Origin of the sequence: Clostridium sp., assembly GCF_034179595.1 — a bacterium.
In the GTDB taxonomy this organism is placed as follows: Bacteria; Bacillota; Clostridia; order Clostridiales; family Clostridiaceae; genus Clostridium.
In genome coordinates, this window is record NZ_JAXFPT010000027.1 from 1 (window position 1) to 20,904 (window position 20,904).

The window sequence follows — 20,904 nt, forward strand, 5'->3', positions numbered from 1 at the left end:
TGATGTTATAGTTATAACTACTAATAGTAATTAAATACAAATCTGAGCTATTTCCATTTGGAATTGATTCATATATATTTCTCCTAATTATTGTTATATTATTCGTAAAATTACATTTCTGCTTCTGTCATTGTATAATCTTGTCTTTGATTATATGTACATATTCAATAACCTATTGTCCAATTTCCTCTTACATATTGATAAGCTGTCGCTGAAAATCTTTCCCACGACTTAATAAATAAAATATTCAACATAGCTTAGGTCATTCGAAACTATCTACAACTATGGATACTTATTAACATGTAACTAAGAAGATGCAAACTTCAACAGTAAATATTTTAGAAAATATTATTGCCGCCAAATAGAACCTATGTCGGCAAATTGGCGGCAAATAAACTTATTTTATTAATATCAATGCTTGTAAAAACTAACTTATTTCTTAATTAGCTTAACTACAGTCTCACCATGTGGTGTATTAGGGAACATATCCTTAACTCTTGTTTTTTCTATTCTGTATCCTACTTCAGTTAATCCTTTAAGGTCATTTACTAATGTCTTAGGATTACATGATACATACACGATTTCTTTTGCATTAAATCTTATTACGTATTCTAACGCCTTAGGACTTACTCCACTTCTTGGTGGATCTAGTATTATTATATCTGGCTTATCTTTAACTTGTTTTATAGTTTGTGCAACATCACCAGCTATAAATGTACAATTATCTAGTCCATTAAGCTTTGCATTTTCTTTTGCAGCTTCTACTGCCTCTTCTATAAGTTCAAGTCCTATAACCTTTTTAGCCTTAGGTGCAACTATTTGACCTATAGTTCCTGTTCCACAATAAAGGTCAAATACTACCTTATTTTCTGAATCTCCCATAAATTCTCTAACTATACTATAAAGACTTGCAGCCCCTTTAGTATTAGTTTGGAAGAATGAAAATGGTGATATTTTAAACTTTAAGCCTAAAAGTTCTTCCATTATATGATCTTTTCCATAAAGAAGGTTAACTTTTTCAGGTATTACTGCATCTGATAATGAATCATTTTCTGTGTGAAGAAGTGATACTAATTCTCCATCAAACTCTAATCCTTTAATTATATTAACCCATTCAGTTAAATCAAAATCAACTTGTGTTGTTGTTACAAGATTTACTAATAACTCACCTGTGTTTTTAGCTTTTCTAATAACTAAGTGTCTTAGATATCCTTCCTTCTTCATTACTCTATAATAAGGAAGACCTGTTTTTCTAAAGTATTCTACTGTAGCTTTTATAACTTTTCTAAAATCTTCATCTACTATTTTACATTGATCAACTGTTATTATGCCAAAGCTTGCATTTTTCATATGCATACCAAGGCAAAGTTCTCCACCTTTACACTCATCTCCAAATGTAAATTCCATCTTGTTTCTATATTCCCATTGATCATCACTTCCTGTTACACCTTCATATTCTCCAGTTGTAACTTCAGCATCTTTAAATAATTCTAAAACTTCTTCACTTAAAAGTTCTAGTTGCTTTTCATAAGTAAGATTTTGTGATGAACATCCCCCACATATTCCAAAGTGAGGACATTTAGCTTCTATTTCATAAGGTGCCTTTTCTAAGACCTCTAAAAGTTTAAGTTCAGCATATTCTGCTCTACTTTTTTTAACTCTACCTTTTACTGTTTCACCAGGAAAAGCATTCTTTACATATATTTTTTTACCATCTTGAATTCCTACACCTACTGATGGAAACTCAGTTTTATCTATTTTAACTGTTATTTCTCTTGCTCTTCTTCTGCCCACTCTTTGTTCTCCTATTCTTTAATTATATTATTCCTAGTATTCTTTTTCCTATAGTTCTTCTATCTTTTGATTGAAGTATAGATTGATAAATTATATTAACTATTACATCTATTATAAATAAAATTGTTGTTGGTTCAACCACCATATAACCTATAAATCCTATTATTAAATCAAATAACATTAATATGATTGCAGATATCCCTAAAATTATTGCTTGATCTAAGATATTTGCAAATAATCTCTTTATAAATGATGGATTTGCATCAATCTCAACACTTATCTTTTTTTTATCTTCTATATTAGTATTATCTTGCCCTTTAATATTCATACTTTCTTTTTCAGACATAGTCCCCTCCTAAATATAATTATTTTATACCTTGATTTGTATTGTCAGTAAATTTATATATCTTTGTAGATAAAGTATATACTATATAGTCTTTGCTTACTGCAAATTCTTCTGATAATCCATTTATATTATCATCTATTATGCCTTCATTTTTATCACTCTTAATTATATCCACTATCTTCTTGTTTATATCATCAAAGTTTCTATCTTTTTCACCTGTCATGATTTGTGAATATTGAGCTAATGAAGTATCTCCTAAATTAAACTTATTATCCTTCTTTATAGCATTTCCATCAATTTTAATTGATATCTTTAATTGCATTCTACCTGAATCTTGAGCTTCTCCCATAAGTTGAGATTCAAATTGCATACTTTCAAGTTTATTTGTTTCTGGATTTTTATTATCTAAATAAATTGACTTAACACTAGCTGTAACTCCGCCTATTTCTTTAACTTGATCTTCTTTTTTGTAGTCTAAACCGAATTCTTTAGTCTTATCTTCAAATTCCTTCATTAAACTATCACTTTTATTAACAAACTCTTCGCGAGTAAAATCTTTAATCCAATATCCTTTTAAATCCTTAAATTGCTCTTGGTTATCTATATTAAGTTCTGCATTTTTTGTATTTTGACTTGTATTATCTTTTTGTTTACTACTACCACATGCTGCTAATGAAACTAATAGTGTGGCACTTACTAATAATCCTACAATTTTTTTAATCATATATTTCTCCTCCTAAATAGAACATCTACAATCGGAATTTCTTCATATTTTTTAATTATAACATTCTTGTAACTATTCTTACAACTTATATTATATATAAGTATACGATTTAAAGTATAATATTTTCCTTACAATTTCTTATTTTACGCTTAAATAAAAAGATGAAGACAAAAGCCTTCACCTTTTATATTACTATTTATTTTATACTGATATATAATCCTTTATTTTTAAGAAAGTTCCTTCACCAATTCCACTTACATTTTTTATATCTTCAATTGAGCCAAAGCCACCATTTTCTTCTCTATAACTTATTATAGCCTTAGCTTTTGCTGGACCTATTCCATTAATCTTTACAAGTTCACTTTCACTTGCAGTATTTATATTTATTATTTCATTCCCATCATCACTATTAGTTGAAGCCATGCTACTTGGCATACTTGCTATATTATTGCTTTGAGGTCCTTTAATTTCATTACTTTCCTCTTTACTTGGTATTATAATACATTTATTATTTGTAAGCTTCTCTGCTCTATTTACCAAATCAAGTGAAGCCTTATCTGTAATTCCACCTGCTTCTCTTATAAGGTCCTCTACTATACTCCCTTCATTTAAATAATATACTCCTTGATTTTTAACTTCTCCTTTTATATCAACAACAATTCTATTATCTTTAAGTTCTATAATTTCTCCACTTCCTTGACCTTTAACATTTGAGGAACTTTGTTTATTATTTTCTTTTGAATTTTCTTCTAATTCTTCATTCTCTTCTTCAACAAAAATATTATCATTATTATTCTTATTTAAACTATCTCTTCCGCTAACAATATAATTTATAAGTAATCCGCCACCTATTATCACTGCTATTATTATTAAACCTATGCTTTTCTTTTTTGCATCCATATAAATTCTCCTAGTTTTTTCTAAATTATTATCAAAATTAAAATAATTTATTCTTTAACAGCCTATTTTTTAATAAAATATTATTAAAGTATAGAAATTCCAAAAACTTTTTGTTAAAATTAAAAAAATTAAATATAATAATAAGGAGAATTCATGAGTAAAAAATTTAAATCTTTAATTAAGTTTTTATTTCTTATACCTGTTTTCTGCAACTTATTTTTAACTACTGCAAATGCTAAAGAAAACCCACCTAAGATTAATGCTGAATCTGCAATATTAATCAATGGTGATACAGGTCAAGTTTTATATTCTAAAAATGAAAACACTAAACAATTTCCAGCTTCAACAACTAAAATTTTAACTGCCTTAGTTGTATTAGAAAATACTAAACTAACAGATATCGTTACAATAGGCGACAAACCTCCTTTTGCTGATGGTAGTTCAATTGGTTTAAAAAAAGGCGAAAAATTTACTGTTGAAACACTTTTAACAGGACTTTTACTTGAATCTGGTAATGATTGTGCTGAAGCATTAGCAGAACATGTTGGCGGATCTATAAAAGGATTTGCAAAAATGATGAATGAAAAGGCTAAAGAACTTGGATGTGAAAATTCAAATTTTGAAAATCCAAGTGGACTTCCAGACAAAAATCATAAAACAACAGCTTATGATTTAGCACTTATAATGAAGGAAGCTTTAAAAAATCCTGATTATATTAGAATTTCAAGGATAATATCTTTAGAACTTCCTGCTAGTAATTTAGATGGTACTAAACGTTGGGTTAATAATCATAATCATTTAATTAATAAAAATTCTAAATACTATTATTCTAATGCACTTGCTGGTAAAAGCGGTTATACAGAAGTAGCTAAACATACTTTTGTTATATCTGGTAAAAAAGATGACAAATTATTAATTGGAGTATTTTTAAAAGCTGAAGATAAAAATAAAAATTTTAAAGATATGAAAGACTTATTAGAATATGGCTTTAATAATTTTGAAGAAGTTAAATTATATTCTAAAAATCAAGAAGTTGATAATATAAATATCGCAAATAATACTAACTTACCTTTAATTATTGATAAAGATGTATTCTTTACCGCTAATAAAGCTAATATAAATGATATAAAACCTACTTTAGAATATACTTTACCTGCTAAAATAAAGAGGTTATCATTTAAAAAAGGTGATGTAGTAACAAAGGCTAAAGTAATAGTAGATGGACAGGTTATATCTGAAGTTAATTTATTAAGCGGCATTGACAGAGATTATAATTTTAAAACAGAGATATCACAAATAATCACTGATAATTCCTTTAAAATCACATGTATTGTAATAGGATTTACTTTACTAATTATTTTAGTAATTATCAGAATTATTATAGTTAAAAATAGAAAAAGAAAATAATTAAAACTAAAAAAGCATATATTACTTCATTGCAATATATGCCTTTTATTTTATTTAATCTTTTCTATTAATTGCTTTAAATCATCTGGAAGCTCAGCTCTTAAGCTTAATGGTTCTTCTGTTCTTGGAGACTTAAAATCTAATCCATAAGCATGAAGTGCTTGCCTGTTTATAAAGTCTTTTTCTTCATCTCCATCACCATATAAGAAATCTCCATATATAGAATGACCTAAATGAGATAAGTGAACTCTTATTTGATGTGTTCTACCTGTTTCAAGTAGACATTCGACTATATCTCCACCTTTAAAACTTTCTAAAACCTTATAATGAGTTATACTTCTTTGACCTCTATCATCTACAACTCTTTTTATGCTATCAAAGCCATCTCCTTCTTGAGGTCTATATATTGGAAGGTCTATTGTTCCTTCTTTTTCTTTTAAGTTTCCATGGACAATTGCAATATATCTTTTCTTTATATTGTTTTTTTCCATTTCTTTTGATAGTGCCATATGAGCAAATTGATTCTTTGCAATTAATATAAGCCCTGAAGTGTTCATATCTAATCTACTTACAAGTCTTACTATGCAATTTTCACCTGTTTCCATGAAATAATTTCTAACACCATTTGCTAATGTTCCTGATTGATATCTTTTTGTAGGATGCACAACTAAAAATGGTCTCTTGTTTATAACTAATATTTCATCATCTTCATATACAATATCTAAATCCATCTTTTCTGGAGTAATATCTTGCGTTTCTTCTCTATCTAAGTCTATCTTTAATATATCTCCTGTTGAAACTCTAAAATTCTTTCTTACTTTTTCACCATTTATAAATATTCTTTCTTCTAAAGCTGCTCTATTTATAAGTCTTGATGAAAAATTTAATCCTTCTTTTAAATATTTTCTAAGCTTAATTCCATCATATTCTGATGGTACAGTTTTTTCTAGGATACTCAAATCTTAAAATCCTCCTAATCTTAATGTTAATAGTTTTTGGCATCATTACCAAGTATAATTATCACATCATATCCTGAGTTTTGATATTTTGAATTAATGCTTTCATAATCAGTTATTGATTTAAAATCTTTTTTAAGAGAATTCTTTATATTATCATTATCAACCATGATAACACTCTTATCTCTAAGGTCTGTATTGCCTGTATCTACATTATTATATCCAAGCTGTTTAAGCTGAATTTGATATGTTGCTGCAAGACCACTTATCTTAGTTGCATTTAATATCTTAATTCTTACATCTTCAGGCTTTATTACTGTGCTTGATGACTCTGAAGAATTAAGAGTTTTAATTAGGTTCATGTTCTCTTCTTTATTTACTATAAAGTAAGATTGACCATTAATCATCTTAGGTTCTCCTTTAAGTGTCATCATGTTAACATTACCTGATTTAACAGTCATTAGTTTTAATGCGTATTTAAGCATTGTAGTTCCATCCATATTAGTTTCTACATTTTCTTCTATGGCTTTAAGTATTGCTGGCATCTTAAATATTGTCATTGGACTTGCACACTTTTTAGATAATTGTTCTAAAAATGCATGCTGATTTCTTATTCTTCCTATATCCCCATCAGCAAGTCCTGTGCCATCATTATTTTTTCTCCATCTAAAGAATTCTTCTGCCTTCTTACCATTTAAATGAACTGTTGTTCCTTTTTTAAAGTCAATTCTTAAATTTTGAGATTTATCAGTGTAGTCCATATTATATTCTATTTTCATATCAACTCCACCAATTGCATCAACAATATCTCTAAATGCTTTATAATTTACTTTAGCTATATAATTAACTTTAACTGATAATAAATTTTGTACCTCTGTTATTACTCTTTGGTCTCCTCCAATTGGATAAGCAGCATTTATCTTCCACATACGTCCATTTATAGTTATAAGGGTATCTCTAGGTATTGATACGATGTTTATCTTTTTTGTTTTTGGATTGAAGTTTATAAGCATCATTGTATCTGTTCTTTTAATAGATTCATCACTTGGGTTATTCACATCCCCAACATCCATTCCAAGAAGTAATATATTTACTGTATCATTCATAGACACCTCCACTGGTGCTGTTATATTATCTGTATTTATTTTATTAACAAGCTTAGCTATTCTTACACCACTTATTACAATAAATATTAAAAATATAGCAAATATAATCCCTATTATCTTTTTAAATGATATACCCTTCTTTTTCTTTGATGCATTTTTCTTTAAATTTCTATTTTTACTTTGTTTATTGCTAGATCTTAAACTTTTAGATGAATTTCTATCTTCTCTAACTGAAGAATCTACTCTTCTTCTTGCATCATTATTAGGAATACGATTATTGTCTGAGCTTCTTCTACTTGTTTGTCTTCCTCTTTTTAATTCTTCATTTCTCTTAGCAATACGTTTTCTTCTTATGGCCTCTTCTCTTTCATTTTCCATTCTCTTTCTTCTCGAAGAGGAATTTCTAGGTTTTCTATCATCAGCCAAAACTTTCTACACCCCATCTCCAATTTAAACTTAAGTTAAGCTTTATTTAATATTAAATAATTTCTAGCTTTAACGGTATTTAAATCTATAAGTTGTTCTCTAGATAATAAATATTTTATAGTATGATCCATTCCCATAAGTACTCCTTCATCTAGATTTTCTAAAACTTTTTGTCTAATTTCTTCAACGCCATCATAAGTTCTTGATGGTTCAATCATATCTGCAATATAAATAATCTTATCTAGAGTACTCATATTTTCTTTACCTGTTGTGTGCCATCTCATAGCTTCAAGCACTTCTTTATCATCTATATTAAACTTTTCTTTAGCAAGTATCCATGATACTATTCCATGCCAAAGTTCTGGTGTTTTTTTCTCATCTATTGTCAACTCTATATTATTTTTTTTGATGATATTCATTAATTCTTCCGGAGTTAAGTTTTTAGCTACATCATGACATAATGCTGCTAGTTCTGCTTTATCTTCATCTACACCATTTAATTTTGCTAATTTTTTTGCTGTAGACACAACTCCTAGTGTATGTATATATCTCTTTGGTTTTAAGTTTTCTTTTAAGTAATTATAAATATAAGTAATTTCTATATTATTTATCTTTTCCATAAGCCCTCTCTCTTTCGATAATTTTAAGTACTTCTTTTGGTACAAAAAAGTCAACCCTTTTTCCTTCTCTAATTCTTCTTCTAATATCAGTTGATGATATTTCCAAATCTAAAACATTTAAAAATGTTATTTCCCCATTATACTTTTTTTCAGCAATTTCTTTTTCTTTTAATAAATCTTCTTCTCTAAAACCTGGTCTTGTAAATACAACAAAATTACAAAGAGAAAAAATCTCACTTACATTTTTCCATTTATCTAAATCAACAAGACAGTCTGCACCTGTTATAAAATATAATGATATATCTTCACTTTTAAAATGCTCTAATGTCTTATATGTGTAACTGAGTTCTTTCTTATTTATCTCATAGTCTGAAACCTCAAAATCTTCAAAATCCTTAATAGCTTCTTTAACCATTTCGTACCTTAAAGAAGCCCCCGTTACCTTCTTTAAAGATTTATGTGGGGGACTTCCATTTGGTACAAATATCACCTTATCTAAGCCTAATTTAACTTTCGCTTCATAAGCTATATAAAGGTGTGCATTATGGATAGGATCAAAGGTTCCTCCAATAATCCCATACTTCTTCATTATTTTTGGTTTTTAAATTTTCTAGGTATTTGTATTTTAGGGTTTTTTGAAGATCTTTTATATAAAACTAATTTACTTCCAATTGCTTGAACACCTTCACATTTTATTTCATTGCATATATAATCTGAAGCTTCTCTTGCAGTAAATCCGCTATTTTCTAAAACCTTTATCTTTATAAGCTCTCTAGCTTCTAGTGCATCTACTACTTGTTTTAAAAAGCTCTCCTCTATACCATTTTTACCAATTTGGAATATTGGTTGCATATCATTAGCTAAGCTTCTTAAGTAAGCTCTTTGTTTTCCTATTAACATTAATTTTCCTCCTATAGTAAGTATTCAAATTCAAAGTCATTAAGGTTTACCATGTCACCGTCTTTGATTCCCATTTCTCTTAATTCGTTAAGTACTCCCTTATTAGTTAATACTTTATGGAAGTATCTTAATGAATCTGCATCATTTACATTGACTGCACTTAATAATCTATCTACGAAGCTTCCTTCAACGAAGTAAGTATCGTATTCTTCACCTTTTTCAACTCTAATTTCATAAGTAAATTTCTTATCTTCAGGAATATATCTTTCTTCATCTGATATTTCAAGTCCTGTTATAGGAATTTCCTTAAGCATTCTAGCACATTCCTTAATTACTTCATCAACACCTTCTCTAGTTGCAGCTGACATCTTATAAACTTTATCAAAGCCTAATTCATTAACCTTATTTTTGAAGTTTTCAAACACTTCTTCATCAAATAAAAGGTCTGTCTTGTTTGCTACTACTATTTGTGGTCTATCCCAAAGCTTAACAGAATATTTCTTAAGTTCTTCATTTATCTTAACGAAATCTTCAAATGGATCTCTTCCTTCAAGTCCTGATATATCAACAACGTGAACTAACAATCTAGTTCTTTCAATGTGTCTTAAAAATTCAAGTCCAAGTCCTACACCTTCACTTGCTCCTTCAATTATTCCTGGAATATCTGCCATAACAAATGGTTCAATACCATCTACTGCAACTACACCTAAGTTTGGCTTTAAAGTTGTAAAATGATAGTTAGCTATCTTTGGCTTTGCTTTAGTTGTCATTGATAAGAATGTTGATTTACCTACATTAGGGAAACCTAAAAGACCAACATCTGCAAGTAATTTTAATTCTAAAACTATATCCATTTCTTCTCCAGGCATACCTGGTTCTGCAAAGTTTGGTGCCTGTCTTGTAGGTGTACAGAATTTACAATTTCCTTTTCCACCTTTTCCACCCTTTAAAAGAACAAATTTATCATCTTTTTCTGAAAGGTCACAAATAATCTTATTGCTTTCAGCTTCTCTAATAATTGTTCCCATAGGCACTTTTATGTAAAGATCTTCTCCATCTCTACCATAGCATTTTGATGTACCACCATTTTCTCCTGGTGCTGCTACGAATTTTCTTTTGTATTTAAAATCCATTAAAGTTGTTATTCCAGTATCAACTGTGAAGATAATACTTCCGCCTCTTCCGCCATCTCCACCATCTGGTCCTCCAAGTGGAACATACTTTTCTCTTCTAAAAGAAACTGCGCCATCTCCACCTCTACCAGACTTTACAAATATTTTGGCCTTATCTATAAACATATAGTCACCTCTCCTTTTTGCAAAATCTCTATATTCATATTATTCCTTAACATATGAATAATAAGTCTTCATTTTTTAAATATTTCTATTTTATAAAAATATTTTCTTAATTATAACACAATAGTATTATATATAAAGAAAAAAAACACTATTTAATGTTATTATTTAAGTAAATCTTTATTTTTTTACATTTAAAAAGCACCCAAATTAATGGGTGCTTTATATAAATAACTATTATTCAGCTATTTCTTCTACATTTACTGGGTAAACAGAAGCTTTCTTCTTGTCTCTTCCCATTCTTTCGAATTTAACAACTCCGTCGATTTTAGCGAATAGAGTGTCATCCTTACCCTTTCCAACGTTGTTTCCTGGGTGGATCTTAGTTCCTCTTTGTCTTACGATGATGTTTCCAGCAAGTACGAATTGTCCGTCAGCTGATTTAACACCAAGTCTCTTTGATTCAGAGTCTCTACCATTCTTTGAGCTACCTACCCCTTTCTTGTGGGCAAATAATTGAAGGTTCATTATCATCATGTCACTACACCTCCTCTTTTAATAAATTTATATATTCTCTACGTTTATTATTTCCAAACATTTGATCTAAGCTAGAAATTACACTTTCTAAACTTTTCTCGAAGGTTTTAAGTAAAACCTGTGACTCTTCTAATTCTTCTTTTGAAAAATCAGTTAAGTCTAATTTCAAGTATCCGTCTGCAATCTCGTATGTACAATTCAGTTTTAAAACTTCATCTATACCTATAAGAACACTTTGTGATAAGACTGAAACTGAGTTACAAACCATATCAAAAGCTTCTCCTACCAATAAGACATCATTATTAAAATCTCTATCTCCTGGCATTGCATGATTGTCGATTACGAATCCTATAATATCGTTATTCTTGTAAAAAATCTTTGCGTTAATCATAGACTATGCTTCGATCTTTTCGATAACTAATTTAGTGTAAGGTTGTCTGTGACCAGCTTTTCTTCTGTAGTCTTTCTTAGCCTTATACTTGAATACTGTTACCTTCTTAGCCTTACCTTGTGATAAAACCTTAGCAACAACTTTAGCTCCTTCAACCATTGGCTTACCAACTGTTAAAGTTTCTCCGTTAGAAACAGCTAATACTTCTGTTAATTCAACTTGTGAATCTACTTCTGCTTCAAGTTTTTCAACGAATAATACGTCTCCTTCTTGAACTCTGTATTGCTTTCCTCCTGTTAATACTACTGCGTACATTAAAACACCTCCTCATAACGGTCTCGCCACTACGGGTACAAAGAAAAACTTTGTTTCATTAAAAACCCTATCGTGAGCGGTTTACTAACCTATCTTAACATACCATCAAATTTTTGTAAAGAAATTAATTAATATTTTTCTATTGCTTTAACTTTATAATCTGCAAGATTTTCTTTTTGATTTTTAAATATTAAAGGCTCTATTTTATATCCATCAATTCCATCTGAAAATTTAAGGAATATTTCTTTATCTAAGCCATCAATATTTTTTAAAAAGCTAAATAAATCACCATTTACACTTTCCTTATAAATATTATCTAATTCAATAAAGAAACTTTTTATAGTATTATCTTCTACTGATCTTAATATATCATTTCTTATTAGATCTTCAATATATGATAATTTAAGAATATTGCCACTTCCCTTGCATAGTGGACATTTTTCTTCTATTGAATCATATATGCTCTTTCCTCTACGTCTTCTTGTTATTTGTACTAAATCAAGTTCTGTAAAAGGATATATCTTGCTGTTTCCTTTATCATTTTTAAGTGCTTCTTTTAATTCTTTCATAACTTCTATCTTTTGAGTATGATCTCTCATATCAATAAAGTCTATAAGAATTATTCCACTTAAATTTCTAAGCATTATCTGCTTTCCTATTTCTTTTGCAGCTTCTAGATTTGTTTGAAGAATAGTCTTATCAAAGCTTCTTCCTTTGATATTTTTGCCGCTATTTACATCAATAACGTACATAGCTTCTGTTTTTTCAATAACAATATCTCCACCACAGTTTAGCTTAATTTTGTTATGTCTAAGCTTTAATATTTCTTTTTCTATATTGTAATAATCAAATAATGTTCTTAATCCATCATAAACTATTATCTCAATATCTTTCTCTCCATCTAAGAATGTTTTAACATAAGCTTCATCTTCAATATTATCTACATATATCTTTAGATTTCCCTTTGTTATATTATCTCTTAGAATCTTGTCTAAAAATACATTCTCTCCATATACTTTTGAAAGTTCTATGCTGTAGTTAAGTTTTCTATTCATCTCATCTAATATATTCTTTAACTTATCTCTTTCAGCTTTAAGAACTTCTATTGGTACATTAACAGCTTCTGTTCTAACAACAATATTAATGCCTTCAACTTTTTCAAGTTCTGCTTCTATTAATTTCTTTTTAACTTCATCAGTTATTCTTTTAGAAAATGATATGTTAGTTTTATCATTTGTAAATACTAAATATTTTCCAGGTATGCTGAATTTATTAGTAAGTTTTGCACCTTTTTCATTTAAAGGTTCTTTTAAAACTTCAACTAAAAATTCATCACCCTTTTTAATATGTGATTTCTTCAATTCTTCACTATAATACATATAGCCTTCTTTATCTAATCCTATATCTAAAAATAATGAATTTATTGCTGGAACTATATTTTTAACTCTTCCTTTATATATCTCTCCATAAGTTGGTTCGTTAAGTTTTTCATCTATGAAACATTCTTCTAATTCATTGTTATTTTTAACTGCAATCCTTATGGATCTTTCTCTTCTTTCAATAAAAATTTCTCTCATTAAAATTACACTTCCTATACACACTTATAAAGAGGTACTAATACATCTTCCTTCATAAAATACATTTCTTCTCTTTTTATTTCAACGAAAGCTTCTTCATCAAAATTAGTTGTGTTTTCTTGTATAAGCTTTACTAATAAATCTGGTGCTAAGTGCTCTCTACTTCCAGAACTTATTAAAACATTTAATACAACTTCATCATCTTTAATCCAATATTTAAATTCATGAACCATAGGCTTTATATCAACTTCTTTTACGCCTTTTTTACTTCTCTTAGTCATTATCCAAGCTTCTTTATCTAAAAGAGACTTCATCTCTTCTTCAAAATTTGTTAAGTCCTTATAGTGCATCTTTATTGTATATCTTGCTGCATCTATTAAAGCCATAGCTTGTGGCACTTTTTTAACATTTGGAATTACTTCTATTTTAATTGCATTTAAGAACTTAATTGCATTTACAGAACTTTTGTTAAGTCTATCTATTATTTCATCTGTATCAACTTCTTCTTTTAGCACTACATCCATATATTCACCTTCTGAATATACTCCTACTGAAAGTGGTTGTGCTATTGAAAGAGCCATGTGTGGATTAAATCCTTTTGAATAATCAACAGGTAATTCTGATCTTCTAATAATTCTTTGAATTGTTCTCATTAAATCTAAATGAGCTACAAATTTTATATCTGCTTCTTTAGTGAACTTTATTAGATATCGCACCTTCGAAACACTTCCCTTCTCTAAAGTTAACGTTGATTCCACATCCTGTGCATCCCTTTTTACAGTTTTGTGTAAGTTCAACTCTTCTAGCCTTTTCATTTTCTTCAACTAAATATGCTCTATCAACTCCGATATCAATGAAATCCCAAGGAAGTATTTCATCATAATCTCTTTCTCTATAAGCATAGAAGTCTCCATCAACATTACATTCAGCTAAAGCTTCTTTCCAAGCATCAAAATTAAAGTATTCTGACCATCCATCAAATTTGCATCCCTTTTCAAATGCCTTTACTAAAACATCACAAAGCTTTCTATCTCCTCTTGCAAATACAGCTTCCATATATGAAGTTTTTTGTTCATGATAGTTATAAGTTATGCTTCTTGATTTTATTGAGCCTTTGACAGCCTTTATCTTTTCATTAACATTTTCTATTCTTTCCATTGGAGCCCATTGGAATGGAGTAAATGCCTTTGGTACAAGTATTGAAGTACTTACTGTAATTTTTAAGCCTTTCTTTCTAACTTCTTTTGGTACAGTATAGTATTCTTCTACCATTTTTTCTGCAAGTTCACCTATAGCTGCGCAATCTTCTATATTTTCATAAGGAAGACCTATTATAAAGTAAAGCTTTATTGTGCTCCAACCATTTTCAAATGCACTCTTTGTAGCTTCAAGTATTCTTTCTTCAGTTAATCCTTTATTTATTACGTCTCTCATTCTTTGAGAGCCAGCTTCTGGTGCAAAAGTTAATCCTGTTTTTCTAACCTTTTGGATTTCCTTTATTAAATCAACTGAGAATGCATCAACTCTTATTGAAGGTAATGCTATACCAACTTTATTTGCTTCATGTTCTTCCATTAATTCATGTATAAGTCCTTGAATATCTGAATGGTCACATATACTTAATGAAGCAAGTGAAATTTCTTGATACCCTGTTTTCTTCACTAATTCTCTTGCTTGCTTAATTAATGTCTCTCTAGTTTTTTCTCTAACTGGTCTATAAATCATACCTGCTTGACAGAATCTACATCCATTAGTACATCCTCTAGCTGTTTCAAGCACTATTCTATCATGAACAACTTCTGTATAAGGTACTATCATATCTTCAATTGGGAAATCAACTTTATCAAAATCTCTTATTATTCTCTTCTTTACAACTTTAGGAACATCATCATATTTTGGTTTAAACTCTTTTATTGTTCCATCTTCATTGTAAGTTACATCATATAATGAAGGTACATATATACCTCTTATCTTTGAAATTTCTCTTAAGAATTCTTTTTTCTTTCCTTTACCCTTGTACTTAGCATATACATCTAAGACATCATTCATCATTTCTTCTCCCTCACCAAGTTCAAAGAAATCTACTATATCATATAGAGGTTCTGGGTTGTATGCACAAGGTCCCCCTGCCATAATTATTGGCTCATCTTCTCCTCTTTCTGATGCTCTTATTGTAATATTTGACATATCAAGCATATTTAATATGTTTGTATAACTCATTTCATATTGTAATGTAAAGCCTAATATATCAAATTTATCAAGTGAGTCTTTAGTTTCTAGAGTATATAAAGCTACGTTATTATCTCTCATTTCTTTTTCCATGTCTGGCCATGGTGCAAAAACTCTTTCACAATATGTATCTTCTCTATTATTTATTGTATGATAAAGTATTCTTGTTCCTAAGTGAGACATTCCTACTTCATAAACATCTGGAAAACAAAAGGCAAATCTAATGTCTACTTCTTTTGGATCTTTAATTACTTGATTTAGTTCTCCACCAACGTATCTTGCTGGTTTTTCAACCTTGCATAAGATGTTATCTGAAATTTTATTCATTAAATTACATCCTCCTAAAAATTACTTTGTATATATTTATTTAATTAATCTATTCATACATATACATCCCTATATTCTAGCACAAATTAAATTTTTGTTCTACATAAAAAAGAAACCCATCACTGGGCTTCCTTTAATTTATTAATATATTCTTCTAGTGTTATATTACCAAAATTCTTTAAACTTTCAATCAACTCATCTTCATGCATTATCTTAAGAAGCTTAAGTTCTTCATCTAATATATAAAAGGTATTAAACTTACTTTTATCAAGCAATCTCATTACATCAAGTAATTCATTTTTATAAAATACTGATACTGTTTTATTTTCTATATAATCATATTTTTTTATTTTTTTTCTTTTCTTAATTATATCCCCCATTATTATATACATAATTAATTTCTTTTCTAAGATAGTTGAATAAAATATCAAAATACCAATTAAAAATAGGTTAAGATTTACTTTATGTAAAAAGATCATAATAAAAAACAATATAATTAAACAAGCTGATAATATATAACTTGTCCATATGGTTACTTTTTTACTGTTATTATATGAATTATATTTTGACAACATTATCTCTAATATCCTTGAACCATCTAACGGATATGCTGGAATCAAATTAAATATAAAAAGCCCTATATTTACTTCACACCCTGTATTAAATATAGAAAAGCCACTTATAATATATAAAACATAAAAAAGTAATGCTAAAATAAAATTCATAATAGGTCCACTTAAATATAATATAAGTTTTTCCTTATCTATAAGATCTTCAATATCTGAAAGCTTTGCTTTAGCTCCTACTAATCCAAGTTCTAAACCATAAATCTTACATCCAAGCTTATTACCAACGAAAATATGTGTAAATTCATGCAATATTATTGATATAACTCCAATTAGAATTTTACTTTCAAAGCTAATTGCAAGTAATAATAACACTATCTCTATAATTATTAACTTATAAGATTTTTTCATTTTTATCCTCAAAAATATTGCTAAATATCAAAATAATCATCCTTTAAAATTAATATATTTTGCTGGCTCTATAAATCTTCCCATATAACTAATTTTAAATTCTATTTTATAATTTTCTTTATCAACTTTTGTATTAAAGCCTATACATTCTCCCTTTTCAACTTTATCCCCTTTTTTTACGCTAGCTTTACTTATCATATTATAATAACTTTCTATTCCATTTCCATGATCAATAACTAAGTTTGTTTTATTGTCATCTAATGATATCTTTGTTACTTCTCCATCAGATGCAGAAAAAACTTCTTTTTCACCTGTAGATTTTATATATATTCCGTCTTCTATAGTTTCTATTTCACCTATTAATGGAGTCATTAATTCTCCGTTTATTTTATTTTCTATTTTATAACTTTCTGATACTTTGCTTTTAAATTTATTTAATGCCTCAATAGTATTCAAATTATTTAATTTATCAAAATAATCTTTTGAAACCATGATATCTTTTATATTTGAATATATAATATTTACCTCTTTATAAGGTATATATTTTAATGCCATAATAATTAACATTATTGTAAATATCCCTATGATTTGTGTAAATAAAAAATTTATCATTCCTCCTTTCTTTTTTCTTCTTCCCCTTATGTAATAAGAATTTAAATTATCTCCTTCATCAGAAATAGGTCTATATCTGCTACTTTTTTTACCTATACTTTTATAATATCTCTCGTATTGATCCCTATAACTTCCCATTTTACTTATCTCCTTATTACTTAGCACTACTTTATTATATTTTTGAAATAAGTATTTTATGAAATCATAAGAAAATTTATATTATAAATATAATATATTAAAGAAAAAGAGTATCTTTATTATAATAAAGATACTCTTTTTTAATGTTATATCTAAAATCTAATTTTCTTTCTTCTCATTCCTATATTTAAAATTAATCCTATTGACATTATTGTAGTTAAAAGCGAACTACCACCATAACTTAAAAGCGGTAATGTTATACCTGTTATAGGCATAAGCCCTATAGTCATACCTATATTTTGGAATATAGCAAATAAGAAATAAGATACTAATCCAACACATATTATTGATCCAAATATATCCTTAGAGGTTCTAGCAATAGCTATCATCCTATTTATAAGTAATCCATACATAGTTAATAAGAATAAGACTCCAAGTAATCCCCAATTTTCTGCGATTTCCGCAAAAATAAAGTCTGTTTGTACTTCAGGTACGTGTTGTGCTGCATATCCTGAACTTGAATCATTTGAAAAAGATGGTCTATTCCCAGTAAGTCCCCCTGAACCTATCGCAATTAATGACTGGCTAAGGTGATAACCTGATCCTGATATATTAGCTTCTGGATTCATAAATGATGTTATTCTTGTTTTTTGATAATCTTGAATAAGTCCTGAATTCCATACAATGACTATTCCAAGAAGTAATGTAAAGAATCCCCCACTTATTATTCTCATATCTATTCCTGCTATGAAAAATATACCAAGAACTATAAAGAATGAAACCATACTCATTCCCATATCTGGTTGTATTACTATGAAAGCTACTGGCACTGCTGCATAAAAAGCAAGTGTAAAGAAATTTTTTAAGTTATTTATCTGTAAGTCCATTTCTTCCAATTTTTTTGCAAGCATGAGTATCATACCTATCTTTGAAACCTCTGCTGGTTGTAAAGATATAGGACCAAATACTAACCATCCTCTAGCTCCACCTCTAACAGAACCTAAAAACATTGTTGCAATAAGTAAGAGAACTCCACCCCAATAAAAAATTGGAACATAATTATAAAGAACTCTGTAATCAACAGCCATAAATATATAAAGTGCTATAAGCGAAACTATAAACCATATTAATTGCTTTTTTGCATAACTAAATCCATAGTTCCCTTTTGTGGCGAAATATATGTTTATTATACCAAATACCGCTAATACTATTGTTGTTAACAATAACACCTTATCTATATCTCTGATTTTTTTAAAATCCATTTTATACTTGTTTTGAGTTCTTGGCGTATCAAATAATAAATCTCCTCTTAACAATAATCTTTCACCTCCTGAAAAACCTGTATTTTTATTATATATTATTCTCTAAAACAAATCATAAATAAATAGTAAAAATAATAAATTTTTAATATATAAATTAAATATAAAAGGCTTCATACTTAATAGTATGTAGCCTTTTAATCATAAAATTCTCTTATATCAATTTACTTACCTCTTACATTTTTAATAGGTATATTAGCGACTAATGCTGAACCTTGTTCCCCTTCTTCAATGTCGCTTTTGCTTACTGATATTTCCACATCATCTGCTGATATTTCTACATATTTTGAAAGAACCTCTAGTATTTCACTTCTTATCTGCTCTAAAGTGTCAGTTGGAAGATCACCTCTATCATGTATAAGTATCAACTTCAATCTATCTTTAGCAATATCCTTTGGTTTAGGTCTGCTATTTGTAAAACTACTAAAGAATCCCATTTCAAATTCCCCCTATTTACGCTTGAATAACTTCATTATAGATCCAAATAACCCTTGTGATTCATTGTTTAAATCCATGAAAGGTACATTTTCACCCATTATTCTCTTTGCTATATTTCTAAATGCTTCCCCAGCTCTAGCTTCTTGTTCTAAAACTATTGGTTCTCCTTTGTTTGTAGAAACAGTTATCTCTTTATCATCAGGTACAACTCCTAATAATTCAATTGAAAGTGTTTCTATTATATCACTTACATCAAGCATGTCTCCTCTTTGAGTCATAGCATAATTCATTCTATTTACAATTACTGAATGATCTTCAAGTCCTTTAGCATCTAACTTTCCGATTACTCTATCTGCATCTCTAACAGATGTAATTTCTGGATTTACAACAACTACTGCTTTATCTGCTCCAATTACTGAGTTTTCAAATCCTTGCTCGATACCTGCTGGAGAATCTATAAGAACATAATCGAATTCTTCTTTTAATTCTTTTACGATCTTAAGCATTTGTTGTGCAGTTATATCGTCTTTATCCTTTGTTTGAGCTGTTGGAAGAAGACAAAGATTTGGAAATCTTTTATCTTTAATTAATGCTTGTTTTAATCTACATCTTCCTTCTATAACATCAATTATTGTATATACTATTCTATTTTCTAATCCCATTAATACGTCTAGATTTCTAAGTCCTGTATCACCATCAACAACGACAACCTTTTTCCCATGTGCTGCTAATGCAGTACCAATATTCGCTGTTGTTGTAGTTTTACCAACTCCACCTTTTCCTGATGTAATTACTATAGATACTCCCATTTAATATTCCCTCCATGCTTTAATAAATATATTTATTTGGTATGTACGGCTCTACTATTATTGTTCCGTCTTTTATTTTTGCAACCTCTGGATAACTAGGTTTTTCTGAGTCTGGTGAAAATGTTACAAGATTTGAAATTTTCAATGTTTCTGGTTGAAGGCTAAAAGCTGCAACTATCGCTTTTGTATTTCCATTAACACCTGCGCTAACATTTCCTTTTATACTTCCTAAAACAATAACATTTCCAGTTGCCATAACTTCTGCACCGCTATTTACATCACCAATTATTACAATATTTCCATTATAATTTATGCATTGTCCACTTCTTACTGTTTTTCTCAAAAATTTTGTTTTTCCTTCGTATACTCCTGAAAAAATCTTTTTATCATTTTCTTTATCTTTTGAAGCTTCATCTTGTAAAATTATATCTTTTATTTCTATTTCATTAAACAATACTTCTTTAAGACGCACTAGATTTTTTTCATTGATTGAGTTTAAATTTGTGCTAATAACTAATGTAGAATTTTTGTAAAAACGCTTTCCTTTTGATAGCTTACCAACTAAGTTTTCTAGCATTTCTTCAAAACCACTAAATTTATCGATATTTATTATAGCACTTATTCCAACTCTATTACCTTTTATAACTATTCTATCATCCATTATTGGTTTCCCCCCACCAATTCTCATCACTTTAACACTATTCTACAAAATATAGTAAAATCCTTCTACTATTATAGCATTAAAATGTAAGTATTTGTAG

Annotated in this window: 23 protein-coding genes; 1 reads left to right on the forward strand and 22 read right to left on the reverse strand. The window is 28.5% G+C overall.

Annotated elements, in window-relative coordinates; all coding sequences use genetic code 11:
• Window positions 1-432 precede the first annotated feature (432 nt).
• From rlmD to SPJ33_RS03115, 4 genes are all read right to left on the reverse strand, one after another.
• Window positions 433-1,794: a 23S rRNA (uracil(1939)-C(5))-methyltransferase RlmD gene (gene rlmD / locus SPJ33_RS03100; RefSeq protein ID WP_321116515.1), complete on the reverse strand. Its 1,362-nt coding sequence runs from the start codon at window positions 1,792-1,794 to the stop codon at window positions 433-435.
• Window positions 1,795-1,816: 22 nt separating this feature from the next.
• Window positions 1,817-2,140 (reverse strand): RDD family protein, encoded by a 324-nt coding sequence (locus tag SPJ33_RS03105; protein WP_321116516.1) that lies wholly within the window; start codon window positions 2,138-2,140, stop codon window positions 1,817-1,819.
• Window positions 2,141-2,159: 19 nt separating this feature from the next.
• Window positions 2,160-2,864 (reverse strand): hypothetical protein, encoded by a 705-nt coding sequence (locus tag SPJ33_RS03110; RefSeq protein ID WP_321116517.1) that lies wholly within the window; start codon window positions 2,862-2,864, stop codon window positions 2,160-2,162.
• A gap of 201 nt (window positions 2,865-3,065) precedes the next feature.
• Complete coding sequence (locus tag SPJ33_RS03115; protein ID WP_321116518.1) at window positions 3,066-3,764, reverse strand: helix-hairpin-helix domain-containing protein; 699 nt, start codon at window positions 3,762-3,764, stop codon at window positions 3,066-3,068.
• Between the two features lie 153 nt (window positions 3,765-3,917).
• Here SPJ33_RS03115 and SPJ33_RS03120 point away from each other — a divergent pair, with 153 nt between their 5' ends.
• On the forward strand, window positions 3,918-5,171 hold the full coding sequence (locus SPJ33_RS03120) for a D-alanyl-D-alanine carboxypeptidase family protein (protein ID WP_321116519.1): 1,254 nt from the start codon (window positions 3,918-3,920) through the stop codon (window positions 5,169-5,171).
• Between the two features lie 50 nt (window positions 5,172-5,221).
• Here the strand turns inward: SPJ33_RS03120 and SPJ33_RS03125 are convergent, their stop codons facing one another.
• The 18 genes from SPJ33_RS03125 to minC form a co-directional block, all read right to left on the reverse strand.
• Window positions 5,222-6,130, reverse strand: a complete 909-nt coding sequence (locus SPJ33_RS03125) for an RluA family pseudouridine synthase (protein WP_321116520.1) — start codon at window positions 6,128-6,130, stop codon at window positions 5,222-5,224.
• Window positions 6,131-6,156: 26 nt separating this feature from the next.
• Window positions 6,157-7,659, reverse strand: a complete 1,503-nt coding sequence (locus SPJ33_RS03130) for an LCP family protein (RefSeq protein ID WP_321116521.1) — start codon at window positions 7,657-7,659, stop codon at window positions 6,157-6,159.
• Window positions 7,660-7,694: 35 nt separating this feature from the next.
• Window positions 7,695-8,279: a bis(5'-nucleosyl)-tetraphosphatase (symmetrical) YqeK gene (yqeK, locus tag SPJ33_RS03135; RefSeq protein ID WP_321116522.1), complete on the reverse strand. Its 585-nt coding sequence runs from the start codon at window positions 8,277-8,279 to the stop codon at window positions 7,695-7,697.
• Window positions 8,263-8,868, reverse strand: coding sequence for a nicotinate-nucleotide adenylyltransferase (gene nadD / locus SPJ33_RS03140; RefSeq protein WP_321116523.1), 606 nt, complete (start codon window positions 8,866-8,868; stop codon window positions 8,263-8,265). The genes yqeK and nadD overlap by 17 nt, the downstream gene beginning before the upstream one ends.
• Complete coding sequence (locus SPJ33_RS03145) at window positions 8,868-9,179, reverse strand: YhbY family RNA-binding protein (RefSeq protein ID WP_321116524.1); 312 nt, start codon at window positions 9,177-9,179, stop codon at window positions 8,868-8,870. The genes nadD and SPJ33_RS03145 overlap by 1 nt, the downstream gene beginning before the upstream one ends.
• Before the next feature lie 11 nt (window positions 9,180-9,190).
• Window positions 9,191-10,477: a GTPase ObgE gene (gene obgE, locus SPJ33_RS03150; protein ID WP_321116525.1), complete on the reverse strand. Its 1,287-nt coding sequence runs from the start codon at window positions 10,475-10,477 to the stop codon at window positions 9,191-9,193.
• 234 nt (window positions 10,478-10,711) lie between these two features.
• The gene (rpmA, locus tag SPJ33_RS03155) at window positions 10,712-11,011 is read right to left on the reverse strand and encodes a 50S ribosomal protein L27 (protein WP_321116526.1); all 300 of its coding nucleotides are present in this window, start codon (window positions 11,009-11,011) and stop codon (window positions 10,712-10,714) included.
• A 4-nt stretch (window positions 11,012-11,015) separates the two neighbouring features.
• Window positions 11,016-11,402, reverse strand: a complete 387-nt coding sequence (locus tag SPJ33_RS03160) for a ribosomal-processing cysteine protease Prp (RefSeq protein WP_321116527.1) — start codon at window positions 11,400-11,402, stop codon at window positions 11,016-11,018.
• Window positions 11,403-11,405: 3 nt separating this feature from the next.
• Window positions 11,406-11,717, reverse strand: a complete 312-nt coding sequence (rplU, locus tag SPJ33_RS03165; protein ID WP_321116528.1) for a 50S ribosomal protein L21 — start codon at window positions 11,715-11,717, stop codon at window positions 11,406-11,408.
• A gap of 128 nt (window positions 11,718-11,845) precedes the next feature.
• The gene (locus tag SPJ33_RS03170; RefSeq protein ID WP_321116529.1) at window positions 11,846-13,294 is read right to left on the reverse strand and encodes a ribonuclease E/G; all 1,449 of its coding nucleotides are present in this window, start codon (window positions 13,292-13,294) and stop codon (window positions 11,846-11,848) included.
• 14 nt (window positions 13,295-13,308) lie between these two features.
• Window positions 13,309-14,010 carry a TIGR03936 family radical SAM-associated protein gene (locus SPJ33_RS03175; protein WP_321116587.1) on the reverse strand — a complete coding sequence of 234 codons (702 nt, stop codon included), beginning with the start codon at window positions 14,008-14,010 and terminating at the stop codon, window positions 13,309-13,311.
• The gene (locus SPJ33_RS03180; RefSeq protein WP_321116530.1) at window positions 13,985-15,850 is read right to left on the reverse strand and encodes a TIGR03960 family B12-binding radical SAM protein; all 1,866 of its coding nucleotides are present in this window, start codon (window positions 15,848-15,850) and stop codon (window positions 13,985-13,987) included. Before SPJ33_RS03180 ends, SPJ33_RS03175 begins: the two co-directional genes overlap by 26 nt.
• 119 nt (window positions 15,851-15,969) lie before the next feature.
• Complete coding sequence (locus tag SPJ33_RS03185; RefSeq protein WP_321116531.1) at window positions 15,970-16,827, reverse strand: site-2 protease family protein; 858 nt, start codon at window positions 16,825-16,827, stop codon at window positions 15,970-15,972.
• A gap of 36 nt (window positions 16,828-16,863) precedes the next feature.
• On the reverse strand, window positions 16,864-17,577 hold the full coding sequence (locus SPJ33_RS03190) for a M23 family metallopeptidase (protein ID WP_321116532.1): 714 nt from the start codon (window positions 17,575-17,577) through the stop codon (window positions 16,864-16,866).
• 152 nt (window positions 17,578-17,729) lie between these two features.
• The gene (gene rodA / locus SPJ33_RS03195; RefSeq protein ID WP_321116588.1) at window positions 17,730-18,839 is read right to left on the reverse strand and encodes a rod shape-determining protein RodA; all 1,110 of its coding nucleotides are present in this window, start codon (window positions 18,837-18,839) and stop codon (window positions 17,730-17,732) included.
• A gap of 221 nt (window positions 18,840-19,060) precedes the next feature.
• A complete protein-coding gene (gene minE / locus SPJ33_RS03200) occupies window positions 19,061-19,333 on the reverse strand; it encodes a cell division topological specificity factor MinE (protein ID WP_321116533.1) in 273 nt (90 codons plus the stop codon).
• A gap of 12 nt (window positions 19,334-19,345) precedes the next feature.
• The gene (gene minD, locus SPJ33_RS03205; protein WP_321116534.1) at window positions 19,346-20,143 is read right to left on the reverse strand and encodes a septum site-determining protein MinD; all 798 of its coding nucleotides are present in this window, start codon (window positions 20,141-20,143) and stop codon (window positions 19,346-19,348) included.
• Between the two features lie 19 nt (window positions 20,144-20,162).
• On the reverse strand, window positions 20,163-20,807 hold the full coding sequence (gene minC, locus SPJ33_RS03210; RefSeq protein ID WP_321116589.1) for a septum site-determining protein MinC: 645 nt from the start codon (window positions 20,805-20,807) through the stop codon (window positions 20,163-20,165).
• Between the last annotated feature and the right edge of the window lie 97 nt (window positions 20,808-20,904).

Excerpts from the sequence above, each read along its gene's own strand:
- SPJ33_RS03110 (WP_321116517.1), bottom strand. The coding sequence starts at position 2,864 with ATGATTAAAAAAATTGTAGGATTATTAGTAAGTGCCACACTATTAGTT.
- rodA (WP_321116588.1), bottom strand. The coding sequence starts at position 18,839 with ATGGATTTTAAAAAAATCAGAGATATAGATAAGGTGTTATTGTTAACA.
- SPJ33_RS03180 (WP_321116530.1), bottom strand. The coding sequence starts at position 15,850 with ATGAATAAAATTTCAGATAACATCTTATGCAAGGTTGAAAAACCAGCA.
- SPJ33_RS03115 (WP_321116518.1), bottom strand. The coding sequence starts at position 3,764 with ATGGATGCAAAAAAGAAAAGCATAGGTTTAATAATAATAGCAGTGATA.
- SPJ33_RS03190 (WP_321116532.1), bottom strand. The coding sequence starts at position 17,577 with ATGGGAAGTTATAGGGATCAATACGAGAGATATTATAAAAGTATAGGT.
- yqeK (WP_321116522.1), bottom strand. The coding sequence starts at position 8,279 with ATGGAAAAGATAAATAATATAGAAATTACTTATATTTATAATTACTTA.
- minE (WP_321116533.1), bottom strand. The coding sequence starts at position 19,333 with ATGGGATTCTTTAGTAGTTTTACAAATAGCAGACCTAAACCAAAGGAT.
- nadD (WP_321116523.1), bottom strand. The coding sequence starts at position 8,868 with ATGAAGAAGTATGGGATTATTGGAGGAACCTTTGATCCTATCCATAAT.
- rpmA (WP_321116526.1), bottom strand. The coding sequence starts at position 11,011 with ATGATGATAATGAACCTTCAATTATTTGCCCACAAGAAAGGGGTAGGT.
- rplU (WP_321116528.1), bottom strand. The coding sequence starts at position 11,717 with ATGTACGCAGTAGTATTAACAGGAGGAAAGCAATACAGAGTTCAAGAA.
- minD (WP_321116534.1), bottom strand. The coding sequence starts at position 20,143 with ATGGGAGTATCTATAGTAATTACATCAGGAAAAGGTGGAGTTGGTAAA.
- SPJ33_RS03185 (WP_321116531.1), bottom strand. The coding sequence starts at position 16,827 with ATGAAAAAATCTTATAAGTTAATAATTATAGAGATAGTGTTATTATTA.
- SPJ33_RS03160 (WP_321116527.1), bottom strand. The coding sequence starts at position 11,402 with ATGATTAACGCAAAGATTTTTTACAAGAATAACGATATTATAGGATTC.
- obgE (WP_321116525.1), bottom strand. The coding sequence starts at position 10,477 with ATGTTTATAGATAAGGCCAAAATATTTGTAAAGTCTGGTAGAGGTGGA.
- SPJ33_RS03105 (WP_321116516.1), bottom strand. The coding sequence starts at position 2,140 with ATGTCTGAAAAAGAAAGTATGAATATTAAAGGGCAAGATAATACTAAT.
- SPJ33_RS03170 (WP_321116529.1), bottom strand. The coding sequence starts at position 13,294 with ATGAGAGAAATTTTTATTGAAAGAAGAGAAAGATCCATAAGGATTGCA.
- SPJ33_RS03120 (WP_321116519.1), top strand. The coding sequence starts at position 3,918 with ATGAGTAAAAAATTTAAATCTTTAATTAAGTTTTTATTTCTTATACCT.
- SPJ33_RS03145 (WP_321116524.1), bottom strand. The coding sequence starts at position 9,179 with ATGTTAATAGGAAAACAAAGAGCTTACTTAAGAAGCTTAGCTAATGAT.